Source organism: Njordella calcicola, assembly GCF_056494125.1.
On the sequence record NZ_CM151396.1, the window covers coordinates 2,851,105 to 2,868,378 of the forward strand.

Below are 17,274 nucleotides of genomic sequence, written 5' to 3' on the forward strand. Positions count from 1 at the left end.
GAAAGTAGAGTCTTGCTAAAGTTGATAGGCGACAGCTTTTTGAACTGCCACACGTTTGAAGGTGCTGGTCAGTCCCAAAGTCGTCTCCGCTCCTCCGAGGAACAGATAGCCATCAGGTTGAATCACTTGTTGGACTTTAGACAAGATCTTTGCTTTTGTTTCTGTGTCAAAGTAGATCAAGACATTCCGCAGAAAGACAATATCTACTTTAGGCATGACAGGAAACGGTTCGATTAAGTTGATCACTCGAAAGCTGACCAACTTGCGAATTTCTTCTTTGATCTGCCAGTTCAGGCCTTGCTTGGTAAAGTTTTTAAGCAGCATCGGCATGGGCAGACCGCGGTTGACTTCGGTTTGATTGAAGATCCCGCTTTTGGCTTTATCAAGAATCTGAGTTGAAAGGTCACTGGCGATCAGTTGAACGTTCCAGCCGGATAGCTGTGGAAAGTTATCCCGGAGCAGCATGGCGATCGAGTAGATCTCTTGGCCGCTTGAACAGGCGTTGGACCAGATTGTAAGCTTGCGCTCACTGGCTCGTTTGAGAATCAACTCGGGAATCAGTTGAGCTTTGAGTGCTTCGAAAGGATGCAGATCTCGGAAGAAACTAGTCTCGTTGGTCGTCATCGCTTCAACGATTTGTTGAATAATGCGGCGATCGTTGGTAGCGCGGACTTTGTCCACGAGTTGCTGAACGTTTGTTAGCCCATGCTCGCGAGCCACGGGTGATAATCGAGCTTCGATTAGATAGGTCTTGGACTCCTGCAATACAATGGCAGATTTTTCGAGGACTAATTTGCGTATGTATTCGAACGCAGGAGCGTCAATCGTTGCGGTGGTCATGGTGAATCCGATAACTTTCTGTTTATCTATACGATCAAGGGTCGATTATTTATTCTTCTTAGTCGGCTTCTGTTGAGCGTGTTAGCACTTTGCCATCGCGTTGCAGTTTGCATCGCGGCTGGGTGTTCTTCCAACACTGCAAGCTTTTGTGATCTCTTCAGCAATCCTGTTAAGCGGCAGGACTTGGTCGGCCAGCCCTGCATTGGCGACGGCCGCCGGCATGCCCCAGACGATGCTGGACTTTTCATCTTGAGCCATGGTGCGGCCGCCATTCAATTTGACGGTTTGGCAACCGCGCATCCCATCTTGGCCCATGCCGGTTAGTACGACAGCCAGGACATTGGCACCATAGATCTCTGCCGCCGATCGGAATAAGACGTCGACCGCTGGTCGACACGAATTCTCGGGTGTACCCTTGCTGAGTTGTGTTTTAATTGCGGTACCTTCGCGAACGATGGTCATGTGGAAGTCGCCTGGTGCAAGCCAAACACCTCCTTCATGCACGGTCTCGCCTTGTTGGCTTTCGAAGACTTGCAATTTGCTGAGTTGGTTCAGCCGATCTGCCAAGTGCTTGGTAAAGATGGGCGGCATATGCTGGACGATGAAGACCGGCACCGGTAATGACTGAGGTAGAGCTGGTATCACCGTCTGCAACGCGTTTGGGCCGCCGGTGGAAACGCCGATCACGACAGCATCGATACGGTTGGTTTTGAGTTGTGTGCTGTTTTGGTTTGCGTTTGGCTGCGCAAGCGGTCTGGGCAATCGTGGAACAGCGAGTGCTGGAGGCGCATTGGTATCACGAAACCATGAACACAGTCCTTTGATCTTTGGAACAAGTTCGTTTCGCACATTCTGCATCGCTTCGGTTACGCTTCCGACGTTGGCCGGCTTAGTAACGTAATCACTGGCACCACGAGAGAGTGCCTCGAGCGTTGCTTCTGCTCCACGCTGCGTCAAAGTACTGAACATGATCACTGGCAACTTTGGATACTGCTTGCGTAGTTCCAACAAGGTTGCCAACCCGTCCATTTCCGGCATTTCGATATCCAGTGTAATCACGTCTGGATTCAGTTGCGGGATCTTCGCTAAAGCGATCTTTCCATTTGCCGCCACTCCTACGACGTCAATCGCGGGATCGCTGCTGATGGAATCAGACAGTAATCTGCGGATCACGGTAGAGTCGTCGACGACGAGTACTTTGATTTTTCGAAACACTTTATACACCTACGCCGAGGATCTGCAGCTTTTCCATGATCGTTTCACGATCAAATGGTTTCATGACATATTCGTTGACACCTGCGACAAACGCAGCGGCCATTCGTTCCATTTCGGTTTCAGTGGTAACCATCATCAAAGGCAGGTCGCCATACTCGCTCTTGGCTCGCACCGCTTTGATAAATTCGAGTCCATTCATTTCAGGCATGTTCCAGTCGACAAGAGCGATATCTGGTTTGCCAAACTCATCGAGTTTTTGCAACGCATCAAGTCCGTTGCACGCTTCGGTAACTTCGAAGCCTATATCTCTCAGCATCTCGCCGATGATTCGTCGTATGGCTCGAGAGTCGTCAATTACTAGGGCTCGCATGGTCTGCTTTCTGTAAAAAATTTAACATTGACGTAATTGGATGAGGATCGTGTCCCTGAGCGGTCGGGGTTCAAAGGCCGCTGGGGGAGACAATCCAGTCTAGGTCACGAATATGGGATTGTCGGAGAGCTCGCCGTCCATTCCGCCTCGAGCGATTAGGCTCGAGGCGGAAGGTCGACAGCGGAGTTAACTACACGTTTTGGTAGCTGTTGTTGTTACGCGGCTTTGAGTCACGAGCGTTGGACCGCCCGGAGTTCACGTGGGTGCTCAACTGGTCCTTCTGGAACTTGAATCGATTGACCAATTGCTGCAGTTCCGAAGCCATGCGGCTTAGTTCAACAGCCGCTTCCTGACTGTTGCTTGCACCTTGCGAGGTGCTTTGAGCAGCCGAGGCAACCGCGGTAATATTCTCAGCGATTTCACTGGATCCCTTCGAAGCTTCCGAAACGTTACGTCCCATTTCGTTTGCAGTTGCAGTTTGTTCTTCAACAGCACTTGCAATCGTATTGGAGATGTCGTTGATCTGATTGATCACTTCGCTGATCTGGCGAATGGCATCGACGGCCCCCGTTGTATCAGCTTGAATCGCTTCGATCTTATGGCTGATATCTTCGGTTGCTTTCGCAGTTTCTTTCGCCAATTCTTTGACTTCGTTGGCCACAACGGCGAATCCCTTGCCAGCTTCGCCAGCTCGTGCGGCTTCAATCGTAGCGTTCAAAGCCAACAGGTTCGTTTGCTCGGCGATCGAAGTGATCACTTTCACAACCTTACCGATTTCGGCCGAGCTTTCGCCCAGTTTGCCGATGGTGGCATTCGTGATATTCGCAACGTTGACTGCTTGTTGGGAAACGCGAGCTGCATCCGAAGCGTTCTTCGCGATCTCGCGGATCGCCATGTTCATTTCTTCGACGCCGGTAGCGACAGTTGAAACGTTCGTACTCACTTGTTCGGATGCTGCAGATACCAGCACAGCTTGCGTGGAGGTTTCTTGAGCGTTACCGCTCATCTGCGAACTGACGGCCGAAAGTTCTTCGGATGCACCGGCTAGTGCCGTTGCGTTCTCCGCGATCGAGGAGATACTGCCTCGCAGGTCATGGAAGAAGTGATCCAAGCTTTGAGCCATATGACCGATTGCATCGTCGCCAGTAACTTCGATATCCCGAGTCAAATCACCCTTGGAAGCGGCCTCAACCACTTCGAGGATATGGTTGACTTTGCGTCGCAATTCGAATTCAGCATGCTTAATCGGCGTGATATCGCTTGCGAATTTGACGACTTTAATCACCTTGCCACTTGAGTCGGTAATCGGGTTGTAACTTGCGTTGATCCAGATGCTACGGTTGCCCTTAGCAAAACGCTCGAATTCGCCGCTGCGGAACTGACCGCTCGCAAGGCTAGGCCAGAATTCCGAGTACTCTCGCGACGAACGGTATTCATCATGAACGAACATGCTGTGATGTCGACCTTTGATCTCGTCCAGCGTGTAGCCTAAGGCACCTAGGAAATTCGCATTGGCAGTAAGGATCTTACCGGTCGGGTCAAACTCGATCACGGCTTGGGAGCGGTCCAAGGCCTTAATTTGCCCTGCATAATCAAAGTTAATTAACTCCTGTGCGGCAATACCCTTGCGGAGCCACAACGTAAAGCCAATTAAACTGGAGATTACTGCCAAGCCGATCAGGAACAGTGCGCGAGTGCGCGAAACTACGGTCGCAGTAGCGAGTGCTTGGTCCGCTGCTTCAATTTCCTTGTTGCGTTCGACGGTTGCGTTGATCGCGGCAAAGTGGTCGTTGAAAGCGTCCGTTAATTCGTTCGCAATCAAGCTGTCGATGGTCTTCTTGTCCATCCGCTTAGCGGCTGGAATCAGTTCCTTGTCAAAAGTTGCAAAGAAGTCTCGCGCGGCTGACTGAGCCTTACCCAGGAACGCATCCTTGAGTCGAGCATCTTCTATCGAACCTGTCCAGTTTGCTAGAGACGCATTGAATTCGTCTTTCAGGCGGTTGTAGCGCGTGATCAACTCGTTGACCGTATTGGAATCTTGTGCTTCGCGAAACTGGCGAGACACCAAATACGATTCGATAATGAACGCTGGTGGTGGCAGAATGTCTGCCATCAAGTCTTTATCCGCAACAATCTTGTTGTATTGCGGACCATCAATCTTAATGGTATTCAATGTGTTGTAAGCAACACATGCAAATAACATGAATCCTCCGGCAAATACACCGGCCAACAGAAGCAGCTTGCCTGTCATCGACAGGTTGCGAAACATAGACATGAAAAAACCTCGGTAAAGAAGTGGAAAGGGAGTTTGTACGGAGAAGTGGATGATTATTCGTTAGAAGACAAATTTACTGCTTCACTTGTGTTGAGAACCAGAAGCAGTTTTTGGTTCAGTTTGTACGCGCCGCTGATCAAGTCGCAGGCAGCTCCAATCGCCGTTTCCGGCGGTAGTTCAAAAATATCATCAGATACTTCAATCACATCACCGATGCGATCAACTAGCAAACTGACTGCACCATCGTCGCTGCGTACTACAACGTTCATTGGCAGCTTGGACTTACAACGTTCTGGCATTCCAAGTCGTTTGCGCATATCAATCGCTGTCACAATCTGACCACGCAGATTGATCAAGCCACGCACGCATTCGGGCGTTAGTTGAACTGTTGTCATCTCTTGGTATCGAATGACTTCCTGAACGGATTGTGCATCGACGCCAAAATATTGATCGTCAAGATAGAACGTGCAAAGCTGTCTTAGGGCTACCATGATGAATGCTTAGATTCTGTAGATGTACGGGGTTTGCGTGGATGTTGAAATTGGGCACGCGAGACGAAATATGGACTCGCATGCGGCTGAAACTACGAATTCTCGAATAGGGATGGATCAACTTGCCGCATGACAGCCGAAAGGTCCAGCATGTCGGTCACGTGTTCGGAAATGATTGCCGATCCCAGAAGGCCTGGTTGGCCGTTGGAACGCGTAAAGCGAACGCAGGTATCGACAATGTCGATGATTCGATCGACGACTACTCCCACGCATCGATTGCCTTCGGAGTAAACAACAATGTCCATATCGTTACTGGCAAAGTTCTCCATACTTGCAATGCCTAGCGCGGAACTCAGCCGAATCAGCGGCAGGATCTCTCCACGATACTGAATCACTTCCTGGTGGTTAGAATGTTCAACTTCCGACTTGCTCAGCTTCTCAAGGCGGGTCACTTGCGAGAGCGGCATGGAGCAACGCGCCGACTCACCAACTCCAACGACTAGCAACGTTTCGCTTTGATTTGATTTCACTGCTGAACGGTCGCTATGGTCATTCATCGACCGGTCACGATTTTGCGAGATGACGTGTGCATTGTGAGCTAGTCCCAGGACGTCCATAATGAGTGCCACTTTGCCGTCACCCATAATGGTAGTTCCAGAGTAGACAGGAATTCCTTTGAGTTGTTTGCTTAGCGGCTTGACGACGATCTCTTCGGAGTCGTTGATGCGATCGACAACCAAGCCAAACTGCTGATCGTCGGCCCGCAATACCACAATGTTCAATGAGTCAGAATTCGCTCGCATCGAAGCGTGGTCGCCGGACTTGAGCACTTCGCACAAGTAGACCAATGGCAGCAGTCTGTCTCGCAGGCGATAGACAGGAGCTCCTTGGATCCACTCGATTTGATCGATAGCATCTTGGCCATCTAATCGAACCAGTTCCAGGAGATTGACTTGAGGAATGGCATACCGATTGGAATCGTTGGTTACGATCAACGCAGGGATGATTGCCAAGGTCAAAGGGATCTTGATTTTGATCGTGGTCCCGTAACCCGGTTGAGTTTGTAGATCGACGGTTCCACCAATCTTTTCGATATTGGTCTTCACCACGTCCATGCCGACGCCACGGCCTGACACGTTGGATACTTTTTCGGCGGTTGAGAAGCCTGGCAGGAAGATCAACTGAGCGATTTCCCTTTCGCCCAATCGGGCTGCATGTTCTGCGGTAATCAGGCTCTTTTCGATTGCTTTAGCGCGAATGCGTTCCAAATTCAATCCTGCGCCATCATCGGAGATCTCGATATTGACTTGGCCGCCTTCATGGTAGGCTCGCAGGGTGAGGCAACCCTCTGCATTCTTCCCATTCTTGACGCGTACGTCAGGCTTCTCGATCCCGTGATCCACAGTGTTGCGGACCAAGTGAGTCAGCGGGTCTTTAATCGCTTCGATAATGGTTTTATCAAGTTCGGTTTCCTTGCCTTCCATTTCAATGCGAACTTGCTTCTCGCATATGACAGCCAGATCGCGTACCAAGCGGGGGAACTTGCTCCAAACGTTTCCGATGGGTTGCATGCGTGTCTTCATGACACTTTCCTGCAGTTCCGTCGTGATAATGTTCAAGCGTTGGGAAGTAGCGTGTAGTACGTTGTCGTCGAAGCCGTTGCTGAACTGCAAAACTTGATTGCGTGCGAGCACCAGTTCACCGACGCAGGTCATCAGTTTGTCCAGTAACGATACATCAACTCGAATAGAGCTCTCCGCAATACTTGAGTCCTGCCCAGTCGCCTTCACTGCGGACTGATCCTTGGTCTGCGAGCTAGCTGCTGTGTCGTTCTGCTGCGCTACGATCGGCGAAGCTGGAACCGATGGCGTTGGTTCTAGGTTTGATGGCGAAACGGCGGGTGCAGGAGAACCAGCGTTCTTCGCTGGCGTCTTCTGAGTGCTCTTGCCGCGGGATGCTGCTTTCTTCGAAGTCGATTTGCCACCGGTGGACGTAGAAACTTGTTGGCTCTGCAATTCATGCAACTTGTTCGTCAGTTCCAAATAGTCATTTGTGCCTTCCCCTTGGCTATCTTCAACGCTTTTGAGCATCTCTCGCACGGCGTCGATCGTGCTAAATAAGGCGGCACCGATTTCGTCAGCAAACGTGATCTGTCCAGAGCGAATCAAGCCCAACAAGTCTTCGGCTGCATGTGTCAGTTTCTCAAGCCGAGAGAAGCCCAAGAATCCACTGGTTCCTTTGATGGTGTGTATATTACGGAAAACGCTGTTGATGATTTCGGAATCATTCGCGTTTCGCTCTAGTTTCATCAAGTCTCGCTCAAGCTGTTCAAGGTTGTCGAAACTCTCGACCAAGAACTCTCGCAGAGCGTCTTGCGACAGACCCGCAACCGGCGACTGGGCTGCTGCACTCTCTTCCTGACCGCCAATGCCGGGCGCATCGAGTTGTTCGCCATGCAGGATGCGTTCCAAGGCTGCGACATGCTCCGCGACGTCCATTTCGTTGGAGGTTTCAATGGAGTCAAGCAGGTTCTTCAGGCGATCGGTTGCTCGTAGTAGAACGTTGATGACTTCAGAGGTTGGGCGCAGGTCTTTGTTGCGCAGTCGATTGAGCACTTCCTCTTCGCGGTGCGCCAGGCTTTCTAATGTGGAGAGACCCATGAAGCCCGCTGCACCTTTGATCGAGTGCACTGCACGAAAAACGTTATTGACCAATCCCACATCCATGAGGTCTCCTTGCTCTTCCAAAGTGAGCAATTTGCTTTCAACATCCGAAAGATGCTCTTGCGACTCAACTACAAACTCTTTCAGTAGTTCAGCGTCCTCAAAACTCATTACTAGTTTCCTAAAGCTTAAGAGCGAGACCAATAACCGGACGCTGATAGATCGTGCGTCCAGTAGAATAATTTTGCCGCAGAAACATAGATTCACATTTGCGACTAAACAAAGATCTACGATTGCTTTAACCTTAACCTTTAGGAAATTCTTTCGGATTGCCACACCACTGGACAGTCTGTAGGGGTTATGCCGACAGTCGACTGAGGAATAAGTCGCAATTTCTAAGGGCAACCCCGTATTTTGTTAAACGTAAGATGCATTCGTTGGAGTGACGCAACCGCTCCATAGAGAGCCAACGCCGCCGTACAATGTCGATAAGGATTCACTCAACGCTAGATGGTCGCAAATCATGCAAAAAATAATTCGCCAAATTCTATTTACAACCTAGAAAGAGTAATAGCTGCGAAGATTCAGCAGTCCAACAGAACAACCCCTTTCCAGGAAGATCAAAATGAAAGTACTACTTGTCGACGACTCCGGTGTTATGCGAAAGATCATTGCGCGTGCTCTACACAGCCTCTGGATTGATGAAGTGGTTGAAGCTGCTGACGGAGTCGAAGCGCTCGCTGTGTTCGGCAATGGCGAAGGCTTTGATTTGGTGTTAACTGATTGGAACATGCCGAACATGAACGGATTGGAACTTGTTACTGCCATCCGAGCTGCTGGGCACACTCTGCCAATCATGATGATCACGACGGAGACAGAAAAGGGCCAAGTAATCAAGGCCATCAGTGCAGGCGTTAATGACTATTTGGTCAAACCGTTTGATAACGAGATGCTGACTCAAAAGCTAGAACGCGTGCTCCCCAACACGCAAGCAAACTAGTCCTCTTGACTTTATGAACCAAAGCCAGTGAGGACTGGCGACTGAACTTCGGAGTTTCCTATGTCGTTATGTGTTGATGCGCAAGCTGAGTTAATCGAAAAATTTGACAAGTCGGTCCAAGAAGTAATCCTGACCATGATAGGCCAGCGAGTCGAGTTTCTGGAGCAGATGGAATTCGAAGATACAATTAAACCGGGAAGTTTTGCCGATGGTGCCATGACCGTTGTCCTGGGACTGGTCGGTGGACTGCAAGGGATCATCTGTATAAGCTTGGCGGATCAAGCGGCCATCGAGTGGACGCGTGGCTTAATTGAACACGAGACTGCAGAAGTGGATCAGACAGTGATCGATGCAGTAGGCGAGCTAGGAAACATTGTCGTCGGCACCGCTAAGCGTCAATTGACCGATTACAATCTTTCGATGTCATTGCCCAGCGTCATACGCGGCGGTCGAAAATCGGTTGTTTTTCCATCATCAACCAAGCCGATTCGTCGCTTGTATAAGTTTGCGGGGCATGAATTGGCTTTGACCCTTGCGTTGAGCATGTCGTAAGAATCGTTTCGATTCGGCATCGCAAGAACGATTTGGATCGCGTAGAATCAGGATTGTTTTGAATAATCCCGATTCTGCGACAGTGGGTATGATAGCGAGCGGGCAGGTCAAAATACCTGCGAGCCCCCCTGTCAGAGGATTCCAAGTCATTCTGGCTGACGTATCGAAAAATGAATCTTTCAACTAAGTATTCTTCAGTTCTCTTGATAGGCCTTTTGTCGTTGAAGAGCGTTGGCTGTAACCGTTCAACGGAACCGCCCTCCGATGAATCCGTATTGTTGAATGTACAGCCCGAATCACCGAGCACTTCGCTGACAGATGGTAGAGGCTCACCGGAGCTTACAGAATCGACTCCGACGTTTTCTGAATCCAATAGCGTACGGGCGTCTTTGACGGACCGTACGGATTCCGCTCCACCAGCAGCGACTAGCAATCCGGTGCGCGCTTCCCTCTCGGATCAGTCTGCGATGGCGAATGCGACGCAACCAAGCGCGGCTCCTAGCTCCGCTGGTTCTGCCGATGGCCCGGCGCCTTCAACGCAAGAGGGGGCTGTCATCGATGTACCAACCGCAGGGGATTCTGACGCATCGGCACTGAACACCCGTGTCGACTATCTAGCGTTGACGTTGCCTTCATCGGAACAGTCGCAGAGCTGGCGTCCCAAAGATTGGATTAACTTTATTGCCAAAGTCGATCGTGGATTGCAATCGTTGCTGTTAGATCAACAAGCGAACAACGTCTCGCAAAGTGATTTTGTCGCACAGGCGCGACGACTGAGCGAACTGAAGCTTGACAGCTCCGAGGCATTATTAAACATAGCGACTAGCCCGTTGGATCAAGAGCTTGGCATTCTCGGCAAGATGGAAGCTTTATCGCAACTTGCAGGGCTGGGGGATCGCTTGCGAGCTAATGAACTCCTGGCATTCGCCTCCGAGAACTCGACATTTAAGTCGCCGGAGGTTGCGAGACAAGCTGCGCTGGTGCTTTTAGGATTCTCACTAAACGACCTCAGCGGCGGATCGGGGCAGCCCGAAGTCATACTTGAACAAGTCAACGCCGTGTTGGCAGATCGCAGCCGCCTAAGGCTGCCAGAATTTAAGATGATGGATCAAGTTGTCACTATTTTGAAGCGCAACAATATGACGGATGTTGCTGACCAAGTTACCCAAAAGACCATTGAAGCGTTTCGAACCAATAGCGATCCCAATATTGCTTATACAATCTGGCAGATGGAGATGGCAGACAACGCAAGCTTTGAAAGCGTGCTTTCCGCCATTCGGGCCAATCGTCCAGAACCAGGAGTGTTGGTTAAAGCAATCGACAGCTACTTGCAGAGTAATCGATCGGATTGGGCGTTTTTGTGGCTAGCTGGCGAAATCAAGAACCTTGAGTTCGCCGGGCATTTTGATAGTGCCGGAGCGATCGCGGATATCATCGATCAGAACACTAATAACTTTGCTTCGCAGAAGTTGCGAGAGTTAGCGTTTCAAGAAGTTGACGCTTACAAGACCCACGCCGCGATGCTTGGCCAGCCTTTGGTGCTCAGCGAACTGGCGGATCTGCAAGGGCAACCATTTGACTTGCGAAGCTTGCAAGGAAAAGTGGTACTGGTCTCGTACTGGGCCAGTTGGTGCAGCACCTGTCGGGCTGAGTTTCCGGAGTTGCGAGCCATCTATGAACAGTACAAAGCAGATGGCTTTGAGATCGTCGGCATCAACCTGGACGACACAGACTCCGCCATGGCGGGAGTACTTCAAGTCGTCGACTTGCCGTGGATCAATGTCCGCAGTAGCAATCCAAGTCGGATTGGAATTGCTACTTTGGCCGCTCAGCAAGTTGGCTTGCGAGCAACTCCATTTTCGATACTTTTGGACCGCGACGGAAAAGTGCTAGGGCTGCAAACACACGGCGAAGATCTAAAATCTCGCTTGGCCGCATTATTCCGCTAAGCTTATCCACGTTCCGCTTAGCTTATCAGAGGTGTTAAGCTGCTGAAACTATTTTCTGTTATTACCTGAAAAACAATGTCCACTTTAGAATCAGAAACTTTGGCTGCCACTTGCGAACTCACGCAGTTGTGCCAGCAGATTGCCAGCTCCGCGAAAGAGGCCTCGCAGAGGTTATCGCTGGCGTCGACCGAGGCCAAGAATCAATATCTGCTGGATGCGGCTGACCAGTTGCAGGAAAATTCGTCAGCAATTATCCAGGCCAATCAGGAAGACTTAAAGAACGCGCCGACCTATGGGCTATCGGACGCTGCGATAGACCGATTGCGACTGGACCAAGCGAGAATTGCGGATATCGCCCAAGGCATTCGCGTTGTCGCTAGTCTCCCTGATCCGGTTGGCGAGACCTTGGAGGCATTTCGGCGACCTAATGGACTGTCGATCACTAAGGTCCGTGTCCCCTTGGGCGTGGTGTTCTTCATCTACGAATCTAGGCCTAACGTCACTGCCGATGCGGCTGCAATCTGCCTGAAAAGCGGTAATGCGGTGGTTCTGCGAGGCGGGAAGGAAGCGCTGCACAGCAGTCAAGCGATCGTGCGAGTGATGCAAGCAGCTCTTGCCCAGCATTCGTTACCGGAATCGGCGATCCAGTTGGTTCCGACAACGGACAGAAACGCGGTTGGACATTTTTTGCGCATGCGTGACTACATTGATGTTACGATCCCACGTGGTGGCAAATCCTTGATTGAACGCGTGGTTCGCGAAGCAGAAATGCCTGTGATCAAACATTTTGACGGTGTATGCCATGTCTACGTCGATCGGTCTGCCGATTTCGAAATGGCTTTGAAGATTATCCAGAACAGCAAGTGCCAACGGATGGGAGTTTGCAATGCAATGGAGTCGCTTGTCGTTCATTCAGAGATTGCGGCAGATTTTCTGCCTCGACTGTTTCAGCACTTGAGCGATTACTCAATGACTTATCATGCTGACGCCCGCGCGGTTAAGCTGCTGCCAGGATCGAAGCTTGGCACGGAGTCGAATTGGTCTACTGAGTATCTTGGCCCTGAAATGTCGGTGGTCGTCGTCGATGGCACTGCGGAGGCTATTTCGCACATCAACAGGTATGGTTCAGGCCATACCGATACGATCATTAGCAATGATTATCGCGCGGTGGAGACTTTCTTGCACGCGGTAGATTCTTCTGCTGTGATGGTCAATGCTTCAACACGTTTTAACGATGGCGGCCAGTTTGGCTTTGGCGCGGAGATCGGAATCAGCACCGACAAGTTTCATGCGCGAGGACCCTGTGGTCTGCGTGAGCTGACCAGTTACAAGTACATTGTGCGTGGCGACGGACAAGTTCGCGCTTAGTATATCGGGTAGCAGGCACACTCTGTGTGCCGTCCGCAGAAGTGTTTTTTGTTACGGCACACGGAGTGTGCCTACTACCTTGGGCTCACTCGGAAAGATCGCGAATCCAAATGTCTTTGAAACGCATCCGACCTTCTCCTCCGGAGTGAAGCTGCAAGGCAATAACACCTTCCGAAGCTTTCGGGGACGGATAAGTGAAATCAAGAATCTGTACGCCATTCAAGTTCACCACATAACGCTTTCCTTCCACTTGGATAAGCATATCATTCCAGTCGTTGGGCCGAATGACCGTTTCCAAATGAGGAGCAGGCCAAGCGATCCAGCCTTTATCGTCGCCATATAAGCCGCCAGTGTGATGCCCGATCACTCGATCGATTTCGATTTGGCGACCCGCAGTAACCTTCGCTGTACCAGGCTCGAACGACGTGTGCAGATAAACTCCACTGTTACCGTCGGCTTCGCATTTAAATCTCAGTGACAAATGAAAGCTACGGTATGTTTTCTCAGTAGCTAAGTAGCCGTACTCTTTTGTGATGCCCTCTCCGTAGATCGCTCCATCTTCTACCACCCATTTTTCCTGACCGACCTCGGTCCACCCCGTTAGATCTTTCCCATTGAACAGCGGCTGCCAAGCTGCATCGAACCGCGACGCATCTTGTCCAAACAGCGGCTGCGAGAAACACATGGCCAAAACGATCAGAAGCTTCTTCATGGAGGGTACCTTTTGGGGTGGGAGGGGCCGGATCTACCGGAATGCAGGACTTTGATTATAGCGGAAAGCTTCACCGTGTGCATAACGAGCAGCCGGGATCGTCCGTCTTGATCGACGCAGCAATGCATCGCCCCGCGTTTTTTGTACCTGTAGCAGTATCGCGGCCCGTTGGGCACGTGGTAAAACGACGCTTAACCCGTTTCGCCTGCGAATGAAACGTAAAGATGTGTAGAGACCAATGCCCGAATCGGGAGGGTGAAGAAGCCGGACGGCACACGGAGTGAGCCTAGTACAAGCTTCAGCAAAAATTCCGTAGTCTTGCCATTCGGTATAAGCGGCGCATCTGGAATCGAAGGAAAGCTTTTCGCCATCGCTTAGGTCAAGTTTTCCGACCTGACAAATATAAGCGTGTATTTATTGCTTAGCGACAACCAAGCGAATCAACGAATCACTTCGTTCCACCCTCTAGCAAGCTTGACGATGACTGTAAGGAAGCCCCATTTTCTGTTGTTCTGCGATGCCTCAGCCAACGCTAGAGGTGTGGCATCCGCAACTGGCACTCCAACGCGTTGCAAATGGCGATGCGTTGTCGATGACCTTGGCCAGCAACGTCGGGTCGAGATCGCAGACAATGAATCTGAATCTTCGCCCGAACGCAGCTCGCTAGTTGCTGTCGTACGCGGCTTAGAAGCACTGGAACAACCTAGCCAAGTGACTTTGGTGACGTCCAGTCCCTATGTCAACAAAGGTCTGCGCTACGGCCTGAAAGAATGGCGTGAGAACAATTATCAGTGGGAACACTTTGGTAGCCAACAACCTATTCGCAACGCCGACCTCTGGCGTCGTGTTGATCAAGCGTTGCAGTTCCACAATGTCGACTGTCGCTTGATTGAAAACTCCCATAGCGCCGCTGAATCGTTGAGCATCGAATCAGCCCCCATGAGTACGACGGCAAACGGTAATAAAATCTTCCGCGTCGACGCAGCTCATCCCGAACATATCCGCAGCCAACCTGCTGCTTCCAGTGCAAGAAGGCGGTCTACAAGCGGGCTGTTGGCAGTTCCTCGGTCAGCGTTTCTGCACGCTAGCGCTGCAACGAAAACAGGCGTTCGCTGGATACTAGCGGCCGTTTACCACACGCTGTGCATCCCAGAACAGACAATTTATGCGATCGAAACGATCGTCGATTTCCTTGGCAGCCTGCTGCACAGAACGATTCCTGTGCAACGGTCTGCTCATCGACTGCTGAACAAATCCATGTAGTCGTATTTGAATTCATCTAAATGCTATTTCGCACCCATTAGAACGGAGCTATACACGGTGTCTTCCACTTCCCTGATGCTTTCCAGCAACGCTACGTCGGATTCCTTTCGTCTAAGTTTAAATCAATTAGATTCGCTTTTACGAGGGGAGATGAAGAACCCCTCGGACGTTTTGGGGCCTCGTCGTGTCCAGGTCGACGGCAAAGAAGCGATCGGAGTGCGTGCTTATTTGCCCGATTTCCAGCAAGCTTGGCTGCTGGATGTGCGGCGAAATATCCAACGCCCCATGCGACGTGTGCACCCACAAGGAATTTTTGAGGGATTCTTGGACCCATCGGCGGTTGTGCCAAGTGACGGCATTGTCGACAATGCTCAGAATCCAGTCCCTTACCGACTGCGTGTTGCAAGTTCCGATGGAAAGATCACCGAGATGCACGACCCTTATTCCACCACATCATTCATTTCCGATTTTGACAAGCATTTGTTCAATTCCGGACGCCACTGGGAATTGTACAAAAGACTGGGCGCTCATCTGCGTACCATCGATGGCGTTGAAGGCGTGAATTTTTCCGTCTGGGCACCTAACGCTCAGAGCGTGCAGGTGGTGGGAGATTTCAATTGCTGGGACGGACGTTCGCATGCAATGAATAAACACATTCCCGCCGGCATTTGGGAACTTTTTGTGCCCAACATTGGACAGGGCATGAAGTACAAGTTCCGCGTGCGCACTTGCGATGGACAAACTATCGACAAGACGGACCCGTTTGGCTTTTTTGCTGAATTGCCGCCCCGCACGGCTTCGATCGTCCAGTCGCTGGATCAATATAAGTGGCAAGATGACCAATGGATGCAGCGTCGTGCAGAAGAGAACCAACTGGAAAAGCCGATCTCGGTTTACGAAGTTCACTTGGGTTCGTGGAAAAAGCGCGAAGGCGGCGTGCATGGCTGGATGAATTATCGCGATTTGGCTCACGAGCTAGTCGCGTATTGCCATGAGATGGGTTTCACTCACTTGGAACTTCTGCCAGTCTCCGAGCATCCTTTCACGGGATCATGGGGATATCAGACCGTCGGCTACTTTAGTGTGACCAGCCGTTACGGGACGCCTGAAGACTTCATGTACTTCGTGGACTACTGCCATCGGCATGGCATCGGCGTGATTCTGGATTGGGTGCCCGCTCACTTCCCCAAAGATGGACATGGCCTTCGTCGCTTTGATGGCACTGCGTTGTTCGAACATGAGGACCCGCGCCAGGGCGAGCATCCGGATTGGGGTACGATGATCTTCAATTACGGTCGCAACGAAGTTGCGAACTTCTTGATCGCCAACGCGTTGTTTTGGTTGGACAAGTACCATATCGACGGGTTGCGAGTCGACGCGGTCGCTTCGATGTTGTACTTGGACTACTCACGCAAGGAAGGCGAATGGATTCCGAATCGTTACGGCGGACGCGAGAATTTGGAAGCGATCCAACTGCTCAAGGATTTTAATGAACAAGCCCACTCGCAGTATCCGGGCGTGTTGACAATCGCGGAAGAATCGACCGCGTGGCCTGGAGTTTCGCGGCCAACATATGCCAACGGTTTAGGTTTTTCGTTGAAGTGGAACATGGGGTGGATGAACGATACGTTGCGTTATATTCGCCACGAGCCGGTGCATCGCAAGTTTCATCAAAATGAACTGACCTTCAGCATGGTGTATGCGTTTACGGAGAATTTTTCGCTGCCGCTTTCGCATGATGAAGTGGTGCATGGTAAGGGTTCATTGATCGCTCAGATGGCGGGCGATCTATGGCAGAAGTTTGCGAATTTGCGTTTGCTGTATTCGTATATGTGGACGCATCCTGGCAAGAAGCTGCTGTTCATGGGCTGCGAACTCGCACAATGGCACGAGTGGAATTATGACGCGGAGCTGCAGTGGGATTTATTGCAGTGGGATTCGCATCGCGGAATTCAAAAGTTGATCGCGGACTTGAATCGTGTGTTGCAGAACGAGAAGGCGTTGCATCAAGTGGATTTTGACGGCAGCGGCTTTGAGTGGATCGATTGTATGGATGCGGACTCGAGCACGATTTCGTTCATGCGAAAGTCGAAGATGGACAATGACTTCGTAATTGTCTGTTGTAACTTTACGCCGGTGGTTCGTCGTTACCGAATGGGAGTTCCGCGAGCTGGATTCTACCGTGAAGTGTTTAACAGCGATTCGTCGCATTACGGCGGTAGCAACGTTGGCAACTTCCCTGGGATCAATGCGGATACGAACCACGGTTGCCATGGTCGCCCGCATTCGATTGAGCTGAATTTGCCACCGCTGGCGACTGTCATTTTCAAGCCAGAGTAGCTTGAAGTGGCTTAGGGCGGCTGGTCGCTGCCGGAACTGCGCGAATCCCAATTGAATGACGGATGATTGGGATGGTGTTGTTGGACTTTGTTGAACCGCCTGGGCATCGCCCTGCGGTTGTTGCAACAGCGGTGACAACGCGGCCCGATGGGCACGCGGTTAAACGAATGCGATGCCAGATCATCGAGTGTGTGGGCTACGAACAAGGCTCCTTCCTCGGGCGCTCGCGGAACTCG

13 protein-coding genes are annotated in these 17,274 nt (G+C 51.0%); 6 read left to right on the plus strand and 7 right to left on the minus strand.

Annotated features, from left to right (window positions below; translation table 11 throughout):
• Window positions 1-15: 15 nt before the first annotated feature.
• From SH302x_RS10635 to SH302x_RS10660, 6 genes are all read right to left on the minus strand, one after another.
• Window positions 16-840, minus strand: a complete 825-nt coding sequence (locus tag SH302x_RS10635; RefSeq protein ID WP_479368693.1) for a CheR family methyltransferase — start codon at window positions 838-840, stop codon at window positions 16-18.
• An 81-nt stretch (window positions 841-921) separates the two neighbouring features.
• Window positions 922-2,055, minus strand: coding sequence for a protein-glutamate methylesterase/protein-glutamine glutaminase (locus SH302x_RS10640; RefSeq protein WP_479368694.1), 1,134 nt, complete (start codon window positions 2,053-2,055; stop codon window positions 922-924).
• A 1-nt stretch (window position 2,056) separates the two neighbouring features.
• On the minus strand, window positions 2,057-2,425 hold the full coding sequence (locus tag SH302x_RS10645; protein ID WP_479368695.1) for a response regulator: 369 nt from the start codon (window positions 2,423-2,425) through the stop codon (window positions 2,057-2,059).
• A 190-nt stretch (window positions 2,426-2,615) separates the two neighbouring features.
• Entirely contained in the window at window positions 2,616-4,700 is a 2,085-nt protein-coding gene (locus SH302x_RS10650; protein WP_479368696.1) for a methyl-accepting chemotaxis protein, read from the minus strand.
• Between the two features lie 53 nt (window positions 4,701-4,753).
• On the minus strand, window positions 4,754-5,191 hold the full coding sequence (locus SH302x_RS10655) for a chemotaxis protein CheW (RefSeq protein WP_479368697.1): 438 nt from the start codon (window positions 5,189-5,191) through the stop codon (window positions 4,754-4,756).
• A gap of 92 nt (window positions 5,192-5,283) precedes the next feature.
• Window positions 5,284-8,025 (minus strand): chemotaxis protein CheW, encoded by a 2,742-nt coding sequence (locus tag SH302x_RS10660; RefSeq protein ID WP_479368698.1) that lies wholly within the window; start codon window positions 8,023-8,025, stop codon window positions 5,284-5,286.
• 454 nt (window positions 8,026-8,479) lie between these two features.
• Here SH302x_RS10660 and SH302x_RS10665 point away from each other — a divergent pair, with 454 nt between their 5' ends.
• From SH302x_RS10665 to SH302x_RS10680, 4 genes are all read left to right on the plus strand, one after another.
• Window positions 8,480-8,854, plus strand: coding sequence for a response regulator (locus SH302x_RS10665; RefSeq protein ID WP_479368699.1), 375 nt, complete (start codon window positions 8,480-8,482; stop codon window positions 8,852-8,854).
• Window positions 8,855-8,914: 60 nt separating this feature from the next.
• Window positions 8,915-9,406, plus strand: coding sequence for a chemotaxis protein CheX (locus tag SH302x_RS10670; RefSeq protein WP_479368700.1), 492 nt, complete (start codon window positions 8,915-8,917; stop codon window positions 9,404-9,406).
• Window positions 9,407-9,684: 278 nt separating this feature from the next.
• Complete coding sequence (locus tag SH302x_RS10675) at window positions 9,685-11,355, plus strand: TlpA family protein disulfide reductase (protein WP_479368701.1); 1,671 nt, start codon at window positions 9,685-9,687, stop codon at window positions 11,353-11,355.
• Between the two features lie 75 nt (window positions 11,356-11,430).
• Complete coding sequence (locus SH302x_RS10680) at window positions 11,431-12,723, plus strand: glutamate-5-semialdehyde dehydrogenase (protein ID WP_479368702.1); 1,293 nt, start codon at window positions 11,431-11,433, stop codon at window positions 12,721-12,723.
• Window positions 12,724-12,808: 85 nt separating this feature from the next.
• Here the strand turns inward: SH302x_RS10680 and SH302x_RS10685 are convergent, their stop codons facing one another.
• Window positions 12,809-13,435, minus strand: coding sequence for a 3-keto-disaccharide hydrolase (locus tag SH302x_RS10685; protein ID WP_479368703.1), 627 nt, complete (start codon window positions 13,433-13,435; stop codon window positions 12,809-12,811).
• Between the two features lie 480 nt (window positions 13,436-13,915).
• Here SH302x_RS10685 and SH302x_RS10690 point away from each other — a divergent pair, with 480 nt between their 5' ends.
• Both SH302x_RS10690 and glgB read left to right on the plus strand, forming a co-directional pair.
• Window positions 13,916-14,698 carry an RNase H family protein gene (locus SH302x_RS10690; protein ID WP_479368704.1) on the plus strand — a complete coding sequence of 261 codons (783 nt, stop codon included), beginning with the start codon at window positions 13,916-13,918 and terminating at the stop codon, window positions 14,696-14,698.
• Window positions 14,699-14,773: 75 nt separating this feature from the next.
• On the plus strand, window positions 14,774-17,038 hold the full coding sequence (gene glgB, locus SH302x_RS10695) for a 1,4-alpha-glucan branching protein GlgB (protein WP_479369262.1): 2,265 nt from the start codon (window positions 14,774-14,776) through the stop codon (window positions 17,036-17,038).
• Window positions 17,039-17,274: the final 236 nt, after the last annotated feature.

What these genes read in the sequence shown, in the direction of transcription:
- SH302x_RS10685 (WP_479368703.1), bottom strand. Translation starts at nt 13,435, where the DNA reads ATGAAGAAGCTTCTGATCGTTTTGGCCATGTGTTTCTCGCAGCCGCTG.
- SH302x_RS10680 (WP_479368702.1), top strand. Translation starts at nt 11,431, where the DNA reads ATGTCCACTTTAGAATCAGAAACTTTGGCTGCCACTTGCGAACTCACG.
- SH302x_RS10690 (WP_479368704.1), top strand. Translation starts at nt 13,916, where the DNA reads ATGACTGTAAGGAAGCCCCATTTTCTGTTGTTCTGCGATGCCTCAGCC.
- glgB (WP_479369262.1), top strand. Translation starts at nt 14,774, where the DNA reads ATGCTTTCCAGCAACGCTACGTCGGATTCCTTTCGTCTAAGTTTAAAT.
- SH302x_RS10650 (WP_479368696.1), bottom strand. Translation starts at nt 4,700, where the DNA reads ATGTCTATGTTTCGCAACCTGTCGATGACAGGCAAGCTGCTTCTGTTG.
- SH302x_RS10665 (WP_479368699.1), top strand. Translation starts at nt 8,480, where the DNA reads ATGAAAGTACTACTTGTCGACGACTCCGGTGTTATGCGAAAGATCATT.
- SH302x_RS10645 (WP_479368695.1), bottom strand. Translation starts at nt 2,425, where the DNA reads ATGCGAGCCCTAGTAATTGACGACTCTCGAGCCATACGACGAATCATC.
- SH302x_RS10655 (WP_479368697.1), bottom strand. Translation starts at nt 5,191, where the DNA reads ATGGTAGCCCTAAGACAGCTTTGCACGTTCTATCTTGACGATCAATAT.
- SH302x_RS10660 (WP_479368698.1), bottom strand. Translation starts at nt 8,025, where the DNA reads ATGAGTTTTGAGGACGCTGAACTACTGAAAGAGTTTGTAGTTGAGTCG.
- SH302x_RS10635 (WP_479368693.1), bottom strand. Translation starts at nt 840, where the DNA reads ATGACCACCGCAACGATTGACGCTCCTGCGTTCGAATACATACGCAAA.
- SH302x_RS10670 (WP_479368700.1), top strand. Translation starts at nt 8,915, where the DNA reads ATGTCGTTATGTGTTGATGCGCAAGCTGAGTTAATCGAAAAATTTGAC.